The 15,885-nt window shown below is 72.9% G+C and carries 9 protein-coding genes; 6 read left to right on the top strand and 3 right to left on the bottom strand.

Annotated elements, in window-relative coordinates:
* Nucleotides 1-10 precede the first annotated feature (10 nt).
* The 4 genes from WG209_RS00045 to WG209_RS00030 all read left to right on the top strand — a co-directional run bounded on the left by WG209_RS00045 (nucleotide 11) and on the right by WG209_RS00030 (nucleotide 4,759).
* Nucleotides 11-1,432 (top strand): CpaF family protein, encoded by a 1,422-nt coding sequence (locus tag WG209_RS00045; protein ID WP_337172931.1) that lies wholly within the window; start codon nucleotides 11-13, stop codon nucleotides 1,430-1,432.
* Complete coding sequence (locus WG209_RS00040; protein ID WP_337172930.1) at nucleotides 1,429-2,394, top strand: type II secretion system F family protein; 966 nt, start codon at nucleotides 1,429-1,431, stop codon at nucleotides 2,392-2,394. Before WG209_RS00045 ends, WG209_RS00040 begins: the two co-directional genes overlap by 4 nt.
* A gap of 7 nt (nucleotides 2,395-2,401) precedes the next feature.
* Nucleotides 2,402-3,370: a type II secretion system F family protein gene (locus tag WG209_RS00035; protein WP_337172929.1), complete on the top strand. Its 969-nt coding sequence runs from the start codon at nucleotides 2,402-2,404 to the stop codon at nucleotides 3,368-3,370.
* Nucleotides 3,371-3,460: 90 nt separating this feature from the next.
* On the top strand, nucleotides 3,461-4,759 hold the full coding sequence (locus WG209_RS00030) for a hemolysin family protein (RefSeq protein ID WP_337172928.1): 1,299 nt from the start codon (nucleotides 3,461-3,463) through the stop codon (nucleotides 4,757-4,759).
* Between the two features lie 17 nt (nucleotides 4,760-4,776).
* On the opposite strand, the gene WG209_RS00025 is transcribed toward WG209_RS00030, so the two are convergent.
* From WG209_RS00025 to WG209_RS00015, 3 genes are read right to left on the bottom strand one after another with little or no spacing between them, the layout of a single operon-like run.
* Nucleotides 4,777-5,541 carry a tetratricopeptide repeat protein gene (locus tag WG209_RS00025; RefSeq protein WP_337172927.1) on the bottom strand — a complete coding sequence of 255 codons (765 nt, stop codon included), beginning with the start codon at nucleotides 5,539-5,541 and terminating at the stop codon, nucleotides 4,777-4,779.
* A gap of 21 nt (nucleotides 5,542-5,562) precedes the next feature.
* Nucleotides 5,563-6,363, bottom strand: a complete 801-nt coding sequence (locus WG209_RS00020; RefSeq protein ID WP_337172926.1) for a hypothetical protein — start codon at nucleotides 6,361-6,363, stop codon at nucleotides 5,563-5,565.
* Between the two features lie 14 nt (nucleotides 6,364-6,377).
* Nucleotides 6,378-8,189: a pilus assembly protein N-terminal domain-containing protein gene (locus WG209_RS00015; RefSeq protein ID WP_337172925.1), complete on the bottom strand. Its 1,812-nt coding sequence runs from the start codon at nucleotides 8,187-8,189 to the stop codon at nucleotides 6,378-6,380.
* A gap of 297 nt (nucleotides 8,190-8,486) precedes the next feature.
* Here WG209_RS00015 and WG209_RS00010 point away from each other — a divergent pair, with 297 nt between their 5' ends.
* Together WG209_RS00010 and WG209_RS00005 are read left to right on the top strand one after the other, a co-directional pair.
* On the top strand, nucleotides 8,487-10,868 hold the full coding sequence (locus tag WG209_RS00010) for a VCBS repeat-containing protein (protein WP_337172924.1): 2,382 nt from the start codon (nucleotides 8,487-8,489) through the stop codon (nucleotides 10,866-10,868).
* A 154-nt stretch (nucleotides 10,869-11,022) separates the two neighbouring features.
* The gene (locus WG209_RS00005; protein WP_337172923.1) at nucleotides 11,023-15,345 is read left to right on the top strand and encodes a PVC-type heme-binding CxxCH protein; all 4,323 of its coding nucleotides are present in this window, start codon (nucleotides 11,023-11,025) and stop codon (nucleotides 15,343-15,345) included.
* The last annotated feature ends 540 nt before the right edge of the window (nucleotides 15,346-15,885 follow it).

Raw genomic sequence — 15,885 nt, 5'->3', positions numbered from 1 at the left:
GGACGGGACGATGGGCGGCATGCTGGACGTCGCGGATCGCAGGGCGCCGGGGCCGGGCTCGGCCGAGGAGCGACACCTGAGGATCAAGAAGGAGCTGCACCAGCGGCTCATCTCCGAGCTGGACCTCTCGGCGATGGGGTCGATGAGCGAGGACGAGATCCGCGACGAGATCCGCCGCGGCGCCGAGCAGCTCTGCCTCCGCCACGACGACCTGCTGAGCCTCTCGGAGCGCGAGCGGCTGATCGAGGACGTGCTCGACGAGACGTTCGGCATCGGCCCGCTGGAAGGGCTGATGCGCGACCCGAGCGTCTCCGACATCCTGGTTAACGGCCCCAAGGTCGTCTACGTGGAGAAGGGGGGCCGGCTCCACCGGACCGACGTCGTCTTCAACGACGAGAAGCACCTCCAGGAGATCGTGCGGCGGATCGTCGGCCGGGTCGGGCGGCGGATCGACGAGACGTCGCCGCTGTGCGACGCCCGGCTTCCGGACGGCTCGCGCGTCAACGCCGTCATCCCGCCGCTGGCGCTGGACGGCACGCTCCTGTCCATCCGCCGCGCCGGCAAGTCGCCGCTGCTGGTCGAGGACCTGGTGGCCAAGCGGGCGATGACGCGCGAGATGGTGGACTTCCTCTCGGCCTGCATCCGCGGCCGGGTCAACATGGTGATCTCCGGCGGCACGGGCTCCGGGAAGACGACGCTGCTCAACGCGCTCTCGGCGTTCATCCCCGAGGACGAGCGGGTGGTGACGATCGAGGACGCGGCCGAGCTGCGGCTCCAGCAGCCGCACGTCGTCCGGATGGAGACCCGGCCGCCGAACATCGAGGGGGAGGGGGCGATCACGACGCGGGATCTGGTCAAGAACTCGCTGCGCATGCGGCCGGAGCGGGTCGTCGTCGGCGAGTGCCGCGGCGGCGAGACGCTGGACATGCTCCAGGCGATGAACACCGGCCACGACGGCTCGCTGACCACGATCCACGCCAACGACACCCGCGACGCCATCGGCCGCATGGAGATGATGGTCGGCATGGCGGGCTTCGACCTGCCGATCTGGATCATCCGCCGGCAGATCGCCTCGGCCGTGCAGCTCCTGGTCCAGGCGTCGAGGCTCTCCGGGGGCGTGCGGCGGATCCTCAAGGTGTCGGAGATCGTCGGCATGGAGGACGACGTGGTCAGCATGCAGGACATCTTCGTCTTCAAGCAGACCGGCGTGGACGAGGAGCGCCGGGCGCAGGGCTACCACTACTGCACCGGCGTCCGGCCGAAGTGCCTCGGCCGGCTGGAGGAGGCGGGCCTGGCCCTGCCCCCCGACCTGTTCGAGGCGCGCATCCTCGGCGCCGACTCGTCGGCCGAGTCGTCCGCGCCGGCCCCGCCGTCGCCCGAGGGGGATCGGCTCTGGGGCCTGTTCGGCCGCGGCCGGGAGGCGTCGTCGTGAACGATTCGCTCGTGGCGACCCTGGCGGCGGCCTCGGCCGTCGCGTTCGTGGTCGCCGTGTATCAGGTGGTCTCCGACCTGTTCCTCCGCGACCGCGCGCGGGTGAGCGAGCGGGTGGACGTGGAGTTCCTGAAGCGGAAGGCCGCGACCTCGGCGAAGAAGAAGGCGTCGCTGTTCAAGAACCTGGACCAGGTGGCGGCGGCGCGCGACGAGGGGGCCTCGCCGGGCTGGAGGGAGCGGTTCGAGACGATGGTGGAGCAGTCGGGCCTGGACCTGGAGCCGGGGCGGCTGCTGGCGATCGCGGCGGGGGCCGCCGCGGCGTTCGGGGGGGTCGCGTTCGCCGCGGGGGGGAGCGCGCTGCACGTCGCGATCGCGGCCGTCGTGGGGGGCGTCGCGCCGATCTGGTACGTCAAGCGCCGCCGCGACGCCCGCATGGAGAGGCTGCGCTCGCAGCTCCCGGACGCCTTCGACCTGATGGCCCGCGTGGTCCGCGCGGGCCAGAGCCTGGGGCAGGCGATCCTGGGCGTGGCCGAGGAGTTCCCGCAGCCGATCTCCGCCGAGTTCGCCTACTGCTACGAGCAGCAGAACCTGGGGCTCTCCCCCGAGGTCGCCTTCCGCGAGCTGACCCGGCGGACCGGGATCGTGGAGCTGAAGATCTTCGTCCTGGCCGTCCTGGTGCAGCAGCAGACCGGCGGCAACCTCTCGGAGATGCTCTCCAAGCTGGCGGGCGTGGTCCGCGAGCGCTACCGCATCCGCGGGGCGATCTCGGCGCTGACGGCGGAGGGGCGGATGCAGGGCTGGATCCTGGCGGCGATGCCCCCGCTGATGCTGATCCTGCTGCTCTTCCTGAATTATGACTACGCCTCGGTCCTGTTCGACCACGGCGACATCCTGGCCGGGACGTTCGCGATCGAGGCGGTCGGCGTGCTCTGGATCCGCAAGATCGTGAACTTCGACTTCTGAGGACGTCATGGACACCGAGACGATCGGGCTGCTGGCGATCTTCGCGGCGGTCGCCGGCCTGGCGGCGGCGGCCGGCCTGGGGCTCTCGGGCCGTCGGGGCCGGCTGGCGACGCGGCTGGACGAGCTTTCGGGCAAGAAGGGGCGCGACGACGAGGGGCCCGAGCGCCCCGAGGCGGTCGCCAAGATCGCCCGCGCGGCGCTGCCGAAGCTGGGCAAGGTCATGGTGCCGGAGGACGAGAAGGAGCGCAACCGGCTGGCCGCGCGGCTGGTCCTGGCCGGCCTGTACAACCGCCAGGCGCTGCACGTCTTCCTGGGCGTCAAGCTGGCGATCCTGATCGGCGCCCTGATCCTCGGGGTCGGCCTGATGTTCTCCGGGGCGGCGCCGCCGGCGACGTCGATCGGCGCGGCGCTGGGGCTGTTCGTCGCGGGGATGGTCGGCCCGAGCTTCTGGCTGGACGACCGCCGCAAGCGGCGCCAGGCCAAGCTGCGCCGCGCATTGCCCGACGCGCTGGACGTGCTCGTCATCTGCCTGGAGGGAGGGCTGAGCTTCCAGGCGGGCCTGAAGCGGGTCGCCCAGGAGATCGCCTCGGCGCACCCGCTGCTGGGGGGGGAGCTGCGGATCGTCGACCGGGAGATCCAGCTCGGGCGGTCGCCGGGCGAGGCCCTGCTGCACTTCGCCGAGCGCACGGGGCTGGACGAGGCGGGCTCGATGGCGACGGTCGTGGGCCAGGCGGAGCGGTTCGGCGCCAGCCTGGTCAAGAGCCTGAAGGCCCACTCCGACTCGCTCCGCGAGCGGCGCAAGCAGATGGCCGAGGAGCGCGCGCAGAAGGCCTCGACCAAGATCCTGTTCCCGACGCTCCTCTGCATCTTCCCGGCCGTCTTCGTCATCCTGCTGGCCCCGGCCGTCTACCAGGCGATGGCCGCGCTGGGCGGGGCGGAGGGGGGCGACGCCGCGGCCGGGGCCCCGGATCGCTGAGGACGCCCCTCGGCGGCCGGCCCGGCTTCGCGTATGCTGAAGCCCGGTCGGCGTCGGGCGGGTCAACGGGCGAGAGGGGCGAGGCGATCCTTGAAGACGATCCTCATCGAGCTGGGCGTCATCCTGGCCCTGGTCATCGCGAACGGGCTATTCTCCATGTCGGAGCTGGCGGTGGTCTCGGCCCGCCGGGCGCGGCTGAAGCAGGCGGCCGACGAGGGGGACGGGCGGGCGGCGGCGGCGCTCGAGCTGGCCGAGGATCCCAACCGGTTCCTCTCGACGGTCCAGGTGGGGATCACGGTGGTCGGGACGCTGGCCGGGGTCTTCGGCGGGGCGACGATCGCCGCGCGGCTGGCGGGATGGCTCGCGACCTTCCCGGGCATGGCGCCCTACGCCGAGGCGGTCGGGCTGACGACGGTCGTGGCGGCCATCTCGTACCTGACGCTGGTGCTCGGCGAGCTGGTGCCGAAGCGGCTGGCCCTGAACAGCCCGGAGGCGATCGCCTCGCTGGCCGCCGGGCCGCTGCGGGCCCTCTCGGTCGCTGCGGTCCCGCTGGTGAAGCTGCTGGGCTGGTCGACCGACGTCGTGCTGCGGCTGCTGCGGAGCCGGCCGGCCGAGGGGCCGTCGGTGACCGAGGAGGAGATCCACCACATGGTCCGCGAGGGGGCCGAGGCCGGCGTGATCGAGTCGGTCGAGGGGGACATGGTGCGCCGGCTCCTCCGGCTCGACGACCTGGCGTCCCGGATCCTGATGACCCAGCGCGGGGACGTCGTCTGGGTGGACGCCGACGGCACGCCCGAGGAGGTCCGCCGCCAGGTCGTCGAGAGCGCGCATTCGAGCTTCCCGGTCTGCGAGGGCTCGCTCGACAGGGTGGCGGGCGTCGTGCAGGCGAAGGACCTCCTGAGCCGGACGCTCGGCGGCGAGCCGCTGGACGTCCGCGCCCTGATGAAGCCGGCCCACTTCATCTTCGAGGGGATCTCGGGGCTGCGGGTGCTCGAGCAGTTCAAGTCGGCCGCGACGTCGATGGTGATCGTGGTCGACGAGTACGGCTCGGTCGTCGGGGTGCTGACCCACAACGACATCCTCCAGGCGATCGTCGGCGACATCCCCGAGGAGGATCTCTCCGACCCCCGCGCCGTCCGTCGCGACGACGGCTCGTGGTCGCTCGACGGCACGCTGGCGATCGCCGAGGTCGCCGACCTCCCCGGCCTCCCGCGGCTCCCCGAGGGGGACTACGGGACCCTGGCCGGCTTCCTCTTCGCCCGCTTCGGCCGCGTCCCCAGGGTCGGCGACCGGATCGAGTGGGAGGGCTGCTCGTTCGAGGTCGTCGACATGGACGACAACCGGATCGACCGCGTGCTGGTCGTCGCCCCCCCCGAGGAGGGGGACTGAGCCGCCGCCGGCGGCCGTCAGGGGGAGGGGGCCGAGGCCCGCGCCACGGCGGGGTCGAGCCGGGCCGTCGCCGGGGCTCCGCGCGAGGCCAGGGCGGCGTCGGCGGCGCGGAGGCCCTCGCGGGCGCCGGGGGAGTCGGGCTTGGCGGCGACGGCGGCGGCGTACAGCTCGCGGGCCTCGTCCATCCGGCCTTCCATGGCCGTCGCCAGGGCGAGGTTGGCGTGGGCGTCGGCGGGGTCGAGCCCGGCGCGGGCGAAGGCGGCGAGCGCCTCGTCGCGGTCCCCCCGGCGCGCCTGCGTCAGGCCGAGGTTGTTGTGCGCGCGGGCGTGCCTCGGGTCGCGGTCCAGGGCCTTGCGGAAGTGGGCCTCGGCGTCGGCCCAGCTCCGGCGGAGGTACAGGCTGTAGCCCCTGTCGCAGAGGATCTCGGGGTCGTCCGGGGCGAGCTTCAGGGCGGCCGCGAAGTGGCGGTCGGACGCCTCCTCGTCGCCGCGCTGGTGGGCCAGGACGGCCAGGCGGGCCTCGGCGTCGGCGCGGCGGGGATCCTTCGCGAGCGCCCGGGCGTAGGCGTCCTCGGCGCCGGCGAGGTCGCCCGACTCCTCCATCGCGCGGCCCATGGCGATCTCGACGTCGGCGGCCTGACGCTTCGTCACCCTCGCGCCCGGACCCGTGTCCAGCAGCCGCGCCGAGGCGTGCTCGCCGCGACGCCTCGGGCCGCCGTGGCAGCCGCCGCAGAGCAGGGCGGCCGGGACCAGGATCGCGATCAGGAGGCGGTCGATTCGCATGGCCTCAAACCCTCTCGTGGCTCACTGGCCGGGGACGACGCCCACCATCTGGTTCGTGACGCCGCTGGGGCTGTTGACGCCGTTGGCGTTGATCGGGATCGGCGGCCCGTACTGCTGCGTCCGGTTCAGGGCGTTGGCGCTGATGATCTGCGCGTCGATCCCCGACAGGCCGAACGGCGCGGGCTGGCCGACGAGCACCCGCCCGGCGTCGACAGGCAGCGACGAGGCGGCCAGCGTCTCGATCACGACCCGCCGCCGCTCGCCCGCCAACGCCGGGTCGCGCGGCGTGCGCTCGACGATCAGCGGGAACGGGCTGGCGGCGAGCTGCGCCGCGGCCTTGGCGAGCTGGTCGCGGCCCCGATCGGTCAGCTCGGCCGAGCCGGCGACGAAGTCGTAGTCGTACAGGGCCAGCCGCGCCTCGGCCCCGTTGGAGGCCATCGTGCGGCCCATGGCGTAGACCGACGTGCCCAGCGGCCGAGGCTTGAACTCCTCCGGGTAGCCGAGGAGCTTCCCTTGCACCCGCCGCCAGTGCCACGAGCGGATCTTCTTCAGGACGAAGCGCGGCCCCCGCCGGGACGTGGCCACGGGGTCGAGCGGGGCGCGATCCAAGGTCGTCTGGACCTCGTCGGCCGGCTCCACGACCACCGGCTCCGGCCGGACGATCGGCGGCGCGATCGCGCCGATGTCGTCATGCCCGCCGGCGCCCGCGAACGTCGCGGGCGGGGGGATGTACACCGGGGCTTCCTGGGCGCGCCCGGCCGGGGCCAGGGCCGCCAGCAGCAGCCCGGCGGCGAGCGCCCGTCGCGCGGTCTCGATGATCATGGCGTCGCGCTCCCTCATTTCGAGAACCCCACCGGGCCGTTCATGTACTTGCGCTCGACGAGCGCCGGGCGGACGAGGTGGAGCGGGTCGTCGTACATGGTCGTGGCGCGGGCGTCGACGCCGGTGCGGCCCTCGATCCGGTTCATGAAGAAGAACTCCAGGTCGTTGGGCTGGTCCACCTCCTCGCCGGGCGTGGGGGGGACCTGGTCCGGCTTCATCGGCTCGATGAGGTAGGGGGTGACCAGGACCACCAGCTCCTTCTCGATGCGGTTACTGGTGGTGTTGCTGAAGAAGGCCCCGATGTAGGGGAGGTCGCCCAGGCCGGGGATCCGCTCGGTCTCGCCCTCCAGCGCCAGCTGCATCAGGCCGGCGATCGCCAGCGTCTCCCCCTGGCGCAGCTCGACCGTCGTGTGCGAGCGCCGGACGTTCAGGCCGGGGACCGGCGAGCCGCCGGGGACCAGCGTCGTCCCCAGCGAGAAGTCGATCGAGCTGACCTCCGGGTCGACGGTCAGCCGGATGGTCTCGCCGTCCTCGACGATCGGCAGGAAGGCCAGCCGGACGCCGAAGTCCTTGAACTCCACCTGCACGTTGCCCCCGCCGATGCCCCCCCCCATCCCGGAGTTGACCGGCACCGGGAACTGGCCGCCGGCCAGGAAGTTCGCCTGATGGCCGTTGAGCGTCACCAGGTTCGGCTCGGCCAGGATCTTCAGCAGGTTGTTCCGCCGCAGCGCCGTGACCACCGTGTTGAACCGCGCCGCGGAGAAGGTGCCGAAGAGGGTGGAGCTGGCCGCCATGGCGATGTTGCGCGGATCGGGGGGGGGCCCGATCGGGTTGAAGGTCGACCGGCCGACCCGGCCCGGCTCGAAGCGGGAGCCGCCGATCTGGGTGCCGAACAGGCTGGCGAACTCGGGGATCGACGCCAGGAAGTCGGCGCCGATCTGGCGGAAGGCCGTGCGGTTCAGCTCCGCCACCCGGACCTTGAGCAGCACCTGCTGCGAGGTGGGGACGCGGATCAGGTTGATGACCTGGACCTGGTTCGTCGCGATCTGGTTGGCCGTCAGCGAGCCGGGGGTCGTCGGCGGCGTGATCGGCCCGGTGCCGACGCCCCGCCCCCCCCCGCCGAGCATCATCCCGGACGCCGACCCGGTCAGGTCGGCGCCGAAGCCGCCGATCCCGGCCGGAGGCTCGCCGTCGAGGGCCTCCGGGTCTTCGGGCTCGCCCCCCATCATCTCGTTGCGGGCCTCGCCCACCTGGCCGAGCACCATCACGCGCTGGACGTTGCGGATGTAGCCGTCGATCGCCGAGATGATCCGGGCGACCTCGGAGGCGTCGCGGGCCTGGCCCTCCACGACGATCTTGTCGCGCAGCGGCGACAGCGTCAGGCGGGCGTCGGGGAACCTCCGGCGCAGCTCGTCGTCGAGCGCGGGGAGGTCGGGGACGACCCGCAGCTCGTACTCGTAGGTCTTGCCGGTCGACGTGGTCACGATGAAATCCGTGACGCCCAGGCGCTTCCCCATCAGCCGGATCTGGCGCGGGCCGACCTGGAAGAAGTCGGCGACGAGGGGGTCGCCGATGGCCAGGAACGGGGCCTGCTTGCCCGGCTGGGCGAGATCCTCGGGGAACGTCAGGAAACGGCCCTGGCCCACCTTGACCTCGATCGTCCCGGCGGCGAGCCCGCCGCCGGAGAGCACCGGGGCGTCGTCCCCGAGGGGCTCGGGGAGCGGGTCGGCCTCCGCGGTCGCGGGCTCGACCCGGGGCGGCGGCGGGAGCGGGACCATCGGCGCCGGGATCGGCGCCTGGGCGGACGCCCCCCGCGCCATCAGCATGGCGGCAGCCGTCGCGAGGGCCCGGATCGTCGCGGGCGTCCGGATTGTCCTGGGATCGGCCATGAGTGCCCGCCGCAAGATCGGAGGAATCGTCAAAACCCCGTGCCTTGTCATGTTCGGCGAGGTCGCGGCGGGGACTTGAGCCTTAATCGTCGTCACGGCCCGCGCCGGCCGCGCGGGCGGGAGAAATCCCCCCACTTGCCGGTTCGGCCGGGCGTCCGTAGTCTGGTTGCGGAGGCGGGCCGAAGCGTCGGCCGGCCGGGGCCGTCCGTGTCGTCGCTCGTCGGGAACCGTCTGATGACCAAACCGCAGTGGATCCGCGGGATCGCGATCGCCTCGCTCTGCCTCGGGACGGCGGCGGCGCCCGCCCTGGCCGAGGACGGCGCCCCCAAGGCGGACGCCAAGCCCAGGCTGGCCGACTATTTCGGCTTCCTGCCGCTGGAGCTGTACAAGCTCGACTACCGCATCGGCAACCTGACGCTCGCCGACGTCGACGGCGACGGGACCGACGACGTGATCGTCGCCAACAACGCCCGCTCGCGGATCGACCTGCTCCTCTCCTCCCGGAAGCCCGCCGAGGCCGCCGACGCCGGCCCCTTCCGCAAGGAGGCCAACGAGCTGGAGTCCGACAAGCGGATGCGGCCGGCGAACATCTCCGTCGACCGCGAGGTCGTCAGCCTGGGCGTCGGGGACTTCAACGGCGACGGCAAGCCCGACCTGGTCTTCTACGGCACCCCCGCGGAGGTCGTCGTCCTCCCCAACGAGGGGGGCGGCAAGTTCGGGCCGCCGCGCCGGATCAAGGTCGGCGACGCCCTGGAATCCACCAACGCCCTGGCCGTCGGCGACGTCGACCGCGACGGCCGCGACGACATCGTCCTGCTGACCGAGGGGGAGCTGGTGCTCATCCGCCAGCCCGAGCCCGGCGCGCTGGCCGAGCCCGAGCGCTCCCCCCACACCGCGACCAGCCCGAGCATGGTCAAGCTGGAGGACGTCGACGGCGACGGCGGCCTCGACGTGCTGATCCTCGACGGCGACTCCGACCACCCCATCCACGCCCGGCTCTCCACCCCGGACAAGAAGCTCGGCCCGGAGCAGCAGTTCGCCATCCCCAAGATCCGGGCCCTGGCGTTCGGCCAGATCGACGGCAAGGGGGGCGTGGAGGTTCTCACGGTCGAGGAGCAGTCGGGCCGGGGGAAGGTCTACACGCTCGCCGATTCGGACGACTCGGACGACTCGGACGACAAGTGGGGCCGCCTGGCCTTCTTCGGCCTCCCCAAGGGGAACGAGCGCGGGCGCAGCCTGGCCACGGGGGACCTCGACGGCGACGGCAAGCTGGACGTCGTCGTCACCGACCCGGCCAACGCCCAGTCCTGGGTCTACCGCCAGGCCGGCGGCGCGGGGCTGGAGGCCGCCGAGTCGTTCCCGGGCCTGCTGGGGGGCAGGCAGGTCCTCCTCGCCGATCTCGACGGCGACGGCAAGGCCGAGGCGTTCGTCCTCTCCGAGCAGGAGAAGCAGATCGGCCGCAGCCGGTTCGAAGGCGGGCGGCTGACGTTCCCCGCCGCGCTCCCCACCAAGGGTGAGCCCGTGGCGATGGCCCTGGCCGACGTCGAGGAGGCGGGCAAGCCGGCGCTGGTGTACGCCGCCCGGACCAAGCCCGGCGTCGAGACGTTCGAGCTGCGGGCGATCCGGCCCGAGGGCGCCGAGGGGTTCGCGGACGTGAAGCTCGGCGCGGGCGACTCGGTCGCGCTCGCCGGCCTCACCGGCGCGCCCACCGCGATCCGGGCCCTGGACGTGAACCGCGACGGCGAGACCGACCTGCTGGTCTTCAGCGCCTTCGGCTCGCCGATCCTGCTGCTGGGCCAGGCGGACGAGGGCTTCAAGCCGTTCGAGGGGGGCCTCGGCCCGGTCGGCGGCGCGACGCCCGCCGGGGTGGTCGTGGCGGACCTGGACGGCCCGGCCGTCCTCGTCGCCCAGAACACCTTCGCCCGCGACGTGGCGCTCGACGCCGACGGCCAGTGGCGGATCAAGGACCAGTACAACGCCTCCCGCGGCACGGCCCAGATCCAGGGCGCCGCGGCGCTCGACGTCACCGGCGAGGGGCGGAAGGACGTCGTCCTGCTGGACCGCAACTCCAAGTCGCTGCTGTTCCTGACCCCCAAGGACGGCGTCTTCCGCCAGGCCGGCAGCCTGGCCGTGGGGGCGATCAACTTCGACGGCCTGCACGTCGGCGACTTCGACGGCGACGGCCGCGACGACCTCCTCATCGCCGGCACCGACCGCTTCGCCGTCCTCCAGACCGGCGGCCGGGGCCGACGCCTGCGGGAGATCGCCGGCTACGAGCCCCGGGCCGTCGAGAGCCGCCTCGGCGACCTCATCGCCGGCGACTTCAACGCCGACGGCGCCGCCGACGTGATCTTCACCGACGTCGCCGAGCAGGCCCTGGACGTCGCCACCTACGACGGCGCCGAGGATCTGCTCCGCGCCCTGTCCTTCAAGCTCTACGAGCGGAAGTCCTTCCGCGGCGGCGGGACCTCCTACGAGCCCCGCGAGATGGCCGCCGGCGACGTCGACGGCGACGGCCGCTCCGACCTCGTCATGATCCTCCACGACCGCGTCGTCATCCTCCGCCAGGATCCCGGCGAGGAGAAGAACCCGGCCGAGACCGCCGCCGCCAAGTGAGCCGCCCCGCCGTCGCCCCGGGGCCGCGAGCCGTCCGGGGCGACGAGCGATGGCCCTCCGCGGCGGCCGTCCGCTAGAATCGTCGCGTCCGGGAAGCCGAGGATTCCGCGTCGCGCCACGCCTCGGCGGCCCCCCTCCCCGCGGGACCGACCCAATGATGCGCCTCGCCCTGCTGCTCTCGGCCCTCGCCGCCGCCGGGGCCGACCCGGCCCCCTCGGATCCGATCCGCGTCCTCTTCCTGGGCGACCGCGGCCACCACGCCCCGGCCGACCGCGCGGCGCAGGTCGCGCCGGTGCTCGCCCTTCGCGGGATCGACGTGACGTACACCGAGGACGTCGCCGAGGCGCTCGACCCGGCGACGCTCCGGCGGTATGACGCGCTGCTGCTCTACGCCAACATCGACGAGATCGCGCCGGAGCGGGCGAGGGCGCTGGTGGAGTACGTCGAGGGGGGGGGCGGCTTCGTGCCGGTCCATTGCGCCTCGTTCTGCTTCCGGAACTCGCCGGAGTGCATTGCCCTGATCGGCGGCCAGTTCAAGAGCCACGAGACGGGGGTGTTCGAGACGACCGTCGTCGCGCCCGAGCACCCGATCATGAAGGGGCTCGTCCCGTTCAGGACGTGGGACGAGACCTACGTCCACGAGCGGCATAACGAGGAGGGCCGGACGGTCCTCCAGGTCCGCGACCGCGAGCCCTACACCTGGACCCGAGAGCAAGGGAAGGGCCGCGTCTTCTACACCGCCTACGGCCACGACTCGCGGACGTGGGAGCAGCCGGGGTTCCAGGCCCTGCTGGAGCGCGGGATCCGATGGGCGGCCGGCGGGCCGGTGCACGACTCGCGGCCGACCGTCGCGCCGGGGCTGAAGCCGCCGGCCGTCGTCGACGCCGGGTCCGACATCCCCAACTACCTCCCGTCCGAACGGTGGGGCGTCCAGGGGGAGCCGTATCGTCAAATGCCCGAGCCGATGGCCCCGGAGGAGTCGCTCAAGCACCTGGTCGTCCCGAAGGGCTTCGGGCCGTCACTGTTCGCCGCCGAGCCCGAGATCGCCCGGCCCATCTGCATGGCCTGGGACCATCGCGGTCGGCTCTGGATCGCCGAGAGCTTCGACTACCCCAACGCCAAGCAGTCGCGCGGGGACGAGGGACGCGATCGGATCAAGATACTCGAGGACACGGATGGCGACGGCAAGGCGGACTCGTTCACCGTCTTCGCCGAGGGCCTGAACATCCCGACGAGCCTCTGCCATCACGACGGCGGGGTGATCGTCCTCCAGGCGCCCGATACCCTGTTCCTCAAGGATACCGACGGCGACGGCAAGGCCGACGTCCGCAAGGTGTTGTTCACCGGCTGGGGCGTGGACGACACCCACGCCGGGCCCAGCAATCTCCGATACGGGCTGGACGGGTGGATTTACGGGATCGTCGGCTATTCGGCGTTCAAGGGGACCGTCGGCGGGGAGCGGCTGGAGTTCTCGCAGGGGTTCTTTCGCTTCAGGCCCGACGGGTCGAAGTTGGAGTTCCTCCGCAGCACAAGCAACAACTCGTGGGGCGTGGGAATCAGCGAGGAGGGGCTGATCTTCGGCTCCACCGCCAACGGCTGCCCTAGCGTCTTCCTCGGCGTGCCGAACCGCTATTACGAGTCGGTCCGGGGCTGGTCGCCGGGCGTGCTGCGGATGATCGCGGCGACCAACAACATCTACCCGGAGACCGACAAGGTCCGGCAGGTGGACCATCACGGCGGCTTCACCGCCGCGGCCGGGCACGCCCTGTACACCGCCCGGACGTACCCGGAGCCCTACTGGAACCGGACGGCGTTCGTCGCCGAGCCGACGGGGCACCTGGCGGCGACGTTCACGCTCCAGCCGAAGGGGAGCGACTTCGCCTCGTACAGCGGCTGGAACATCGTCGCCAGCGACGACGAATGGACCGCGCCGATCGCCGCGGAGGTCGGCCCCGACGGGCACGTCTGGGTGCTGGACTGGTACAACTACATCGTGCAGCACAACCCGACGCCCCAGGGGTTCGAGACCGGGAAGGGGAACGCCTACGTCACCCCGCTGCGCGACCAGACCCGCGGCCGGATCCACCGGATCGTCTGGAAGGACGCGCCGGCGGCCGTCGCCGCGCCGCTCGACCCGGCCGACGCCGACGGCCTCGTCGCGGCGCTCTCCCGCGACAACCAGCTCTGGCGGATGCACGCCCAGCGGCTGCTGATCGAGCGGAGAAAGGCCGACGTCGTCCCGGCGCTCGCGGCGCTGGCGACCGACCCGAAGGTCGACGCGATCGGGCTGAACCCCGGCGCGATCCACGCCCTCTGGACGCTCCGCGGCCTGGGGGCGATCGACGCCGACCCGAAGGCCCGCGAGGCCGCCGCCTCGGCGCTCCGGCATCCCTCGGCCGGGGTGCGGCGGAACGCCCTGCTGACGCTGCCGCGCGACGCCGAGACGGCGCGGGCCGTGCTCGCCGCCGATCTGCTGGCCGACGCCGATGCCCAGGTCCGCCTGGCCGCGCTCCTGACCCTGGCCGACGTCCCCGAGGATCCCGCCGTCGGCGAGGCGCTGGCGAAGGCGCTGGTCGCCGGCCTCGGGGAGGGGGACCGCTGGATCCCCGACGCCGCCACGAGCGCCGCGGCGGCCCACGCCGAGCCGTTCCTGAAGGCGCTGGCCGCCGCCTCGGCCGGGGCGCCCGGCGAGCCCTCGCCGACCCTGCTGGCGCTGGCCGCGCGGGTCGCGGAGCACCACGCGCGGGGGGGGCCGGCGGGGACGATCGCCGGGGTGTTCGCCGCGTTCGTCGAGCCCGCCTCCTCGCCGTTCGGCCGGCCGGTCGCCCAGGCGGTCGTGGTCGGCGAGGAGAAGGGCTGGCCGGCCGACGTCCGGCCGACGCTGGACGAGGCCGCCGAGGAGGCCCTCGCCGCGCTGCTGGGCCGGCTGCCGTCGGAGGGGAGGGGCCGGCTGGTCTTCCTCGGCTCGCGCTGGGGGAGCGGGGCCATGAAGGAGGCGTCGGCGGCCGTCGCGAAGGGGCTGCTGGAGAAGGTCGCCGACGACGCCGCGGCCGAGGCCGACCGGGTCGCCGCGGCCCGCGAGGTCGTCGAGCTGAGCCCCGAGGACGACGCGGTCGCCGAGGGGCTGGTGGAACAGATCACCCCTCGCTCCTCGCCGACGCTGGCCGTCGGGCTGGTCGAGGCGCTGGCGAGGGGCCGTGCCCGCTCGGCCGGCGGGGCGATCCTCTCCGCCCTCCCGCGCATGACCCCCGCCGCCCGCTCGGCCGCCCTCCGCGCCCTGCTCGGCCGGGCCGACTGGACGGGCGACCTGCTCGACGCCGTGGACGCCGGCGACGTGAGCCTGGGGGACCTGTCGCTCGACCAGAAGCAGGCGCTCGCCGCCCACCCCGACAAGGAGCTCGCCGCCCGCGCCTCCGCGCTGATCGCCCGCGGCGGGGCGTTCCCCGACGCCGACCGTCAGGCCGTCGTCGACCGCCTGGCGAAGACGGTCCTGGAAGGGGGGGACGTGGCGCGGGGCAGGACGTTGTACGTCGACCAGTGCGCCAAGTGCCACCGGCACGGCGGGGAGGGGGGGGACGTGGGGCCCGACCTGAGCGGCATGGCCTCGCACCCCCGGTCGGAGCTGCTCGTCCACGTCGTCGACCCCAGCCGGAGCGTGGAGGGGAACTTCGTCCAGTACGCCGTGGCCACCACCGACGGCCGCGTCATCAACGGGCTGCTGGCGTCGGAGTCCAGGACGGCCGTCGAGATCCTCGACGCCGAGGCAAGGACCCACGCCATCCTCCGCGAGGACATCGACGAGATCATCGCGTCCAAGAAGTCGCTCATGCCCGAGGGCTTCGAGCAACAGCTCGGCGAGGACGGCCTGCGCGACGTGCTGGCGTTCCTGACCGCGCGGGGCAAGTACCTGCCGCTGGACCTGCGCAAGGCGGCGACCGTCGTCACCACCAGGGGGATGTTCTTCGCCTCCGAGTCCCCCGTCGAGCGCCTGGTCTTCCCCGATTGGGGGCCGAAGGAGTTCCAGGGGGTGCCGTACCAGCTCATCGACCCGCACGGGGACCGGACCCCGAACGCGATCATGCTGAACGGCCCCATCGGCCCGGTCGCCCCGAGGATGCCGAAGGCGGTCGAGATCCCCTGCAACGCGCCGGCGAAGGCCGTCCACATCCTCGGCGGCGTGGGGGGCTGGGCCTACAACGGCGGCGAGCCGAGCAAGACGACCTCGATGATCGTCCGCCTGCGCTACGCCGACGGCCAGGTGGAGGACCACCCGCTGCTGGACGGCGTCCACCTGGCCGATTACATCCGGCCCGTCGACGTCCCCGGCTCCGACCTGGCCTTCACCCTCCGGGGCCGCCAGCTCCGCCACGTCCGCGTCGTCCCCGGCCGGCCCGAGACGATCGATCGCATCGAGTTCGTCAAGGGAGACGACCGCACCGCCCCCGTGGTGATGGCCGTGACCGTGGAGACCGAGTGAGCCGCCGGGGGCCTCGCGAAGTTGGCTTCGTTCGTCGCGCGGACGCTTATTGGTTTTTCGCGTAAGTCCTTTCGGGGTCTGCTGCTAGTCGCGGTTTGGAGTTGGCTTCGTTCGTCGTTTTCGAAGTGATGCTCGGCCGTCCCCGCCCTCGCCTGGAGGCACTCCCCGGCTCGATCCCGTCCCCTCTTCCGGCGGGCGATGTTGGCCGCGCCAGCGGCGGGGCGAGGGGTGTCGCAATGCGAGGATGGCGTCGGTCGCGCGACTCGCTTTTCGTGGCGAGGTGGAGAGCGAACGCTCCCCTCCGCGACGGCCGCGAAGTTGGCTTCGTTCGTCGCCTGGGCGTTTCTCGGTTGTTCGCGTAAGTTGTTTGCCGGTAAATTGATTGTGGCGGATTGGAGTTGGCTTCGTTCGTCGTTTTCGAAGTGGCGCGGTGCCTCCCGGCGGGCTGTCGGCCCGACGCTTATTCCGCGACGGCCGCGCGAATACGCCCCCCTTCTCCCCTCGTGGGAGAAGGTGGCCGAAGGCCGGATGAGGGGGCGA

Origin of the sequence: Paludisphaera sp. (genome assembly GCF_037189885.1) — a bacterium.
In the GTDB taxonomy this organism is placed as follows: Bacteria; Planctomycetota; Planctomycetia; order Isosphaerales; family Isosphaeraceae; genus Paludisphaera.
This window is presented reverse-complemented; position numbering and strand designations above follow the sequence as displayed.

Bases quoted from the DNA above. Each gene is read 5' to 3' on its own strand.
- WG209_RS00045 (WP_337172931.1), top strand. From the start codon at position 11: ATGGGCGGCATGCTGGACGTCGCGGATCGCAGGGCGCCGGGGCCGGGC.
- WG209_RS00015 (WP_337172925.1), bottom strand. From the start codon at position 8,189: ATGCTGATGGCGCGGGGGGCGTCCGCCCAGGCGCCGATCCCGGCGCCG.
- WG209_RS00010 (WP_337172924.1), top strand. From the start codon at position 8,487: ATGACCAAACCGCAGTGGATCCGCGGGATCGCGATCGCCTCGCTCTGC.
- WG209_RS00020 (WP_337172926.1), bottom strand. From the start codon at position 6,363: ATGATCATCGAGACCGCGCGACGGGCGCTCGCCGCCGGGCTGCTGCTG.
- WG209_RS00035 (WP_337172929.1), top strand. From the start codon at position 2,402: ATGGACACCGAGACGATCGGGCTGCTGGCGATCTTCGCGGCGGTCGCC.
- WG209_RS00025 (WP_337172927.1), bottom strand. From the start codon at position 5,541: ATGCGAATCGACCGCCTCCTGATCGCGATCCTGGTCCCGGCCGCCCTG.
- WG209_RS00005 (WP_337172923.1), top strand. From the start codon at position 11,023: ATGATGCGCCTCGCCCTGCTGCTCTCGGCCCTCGCCGCCGCCGGGGCC.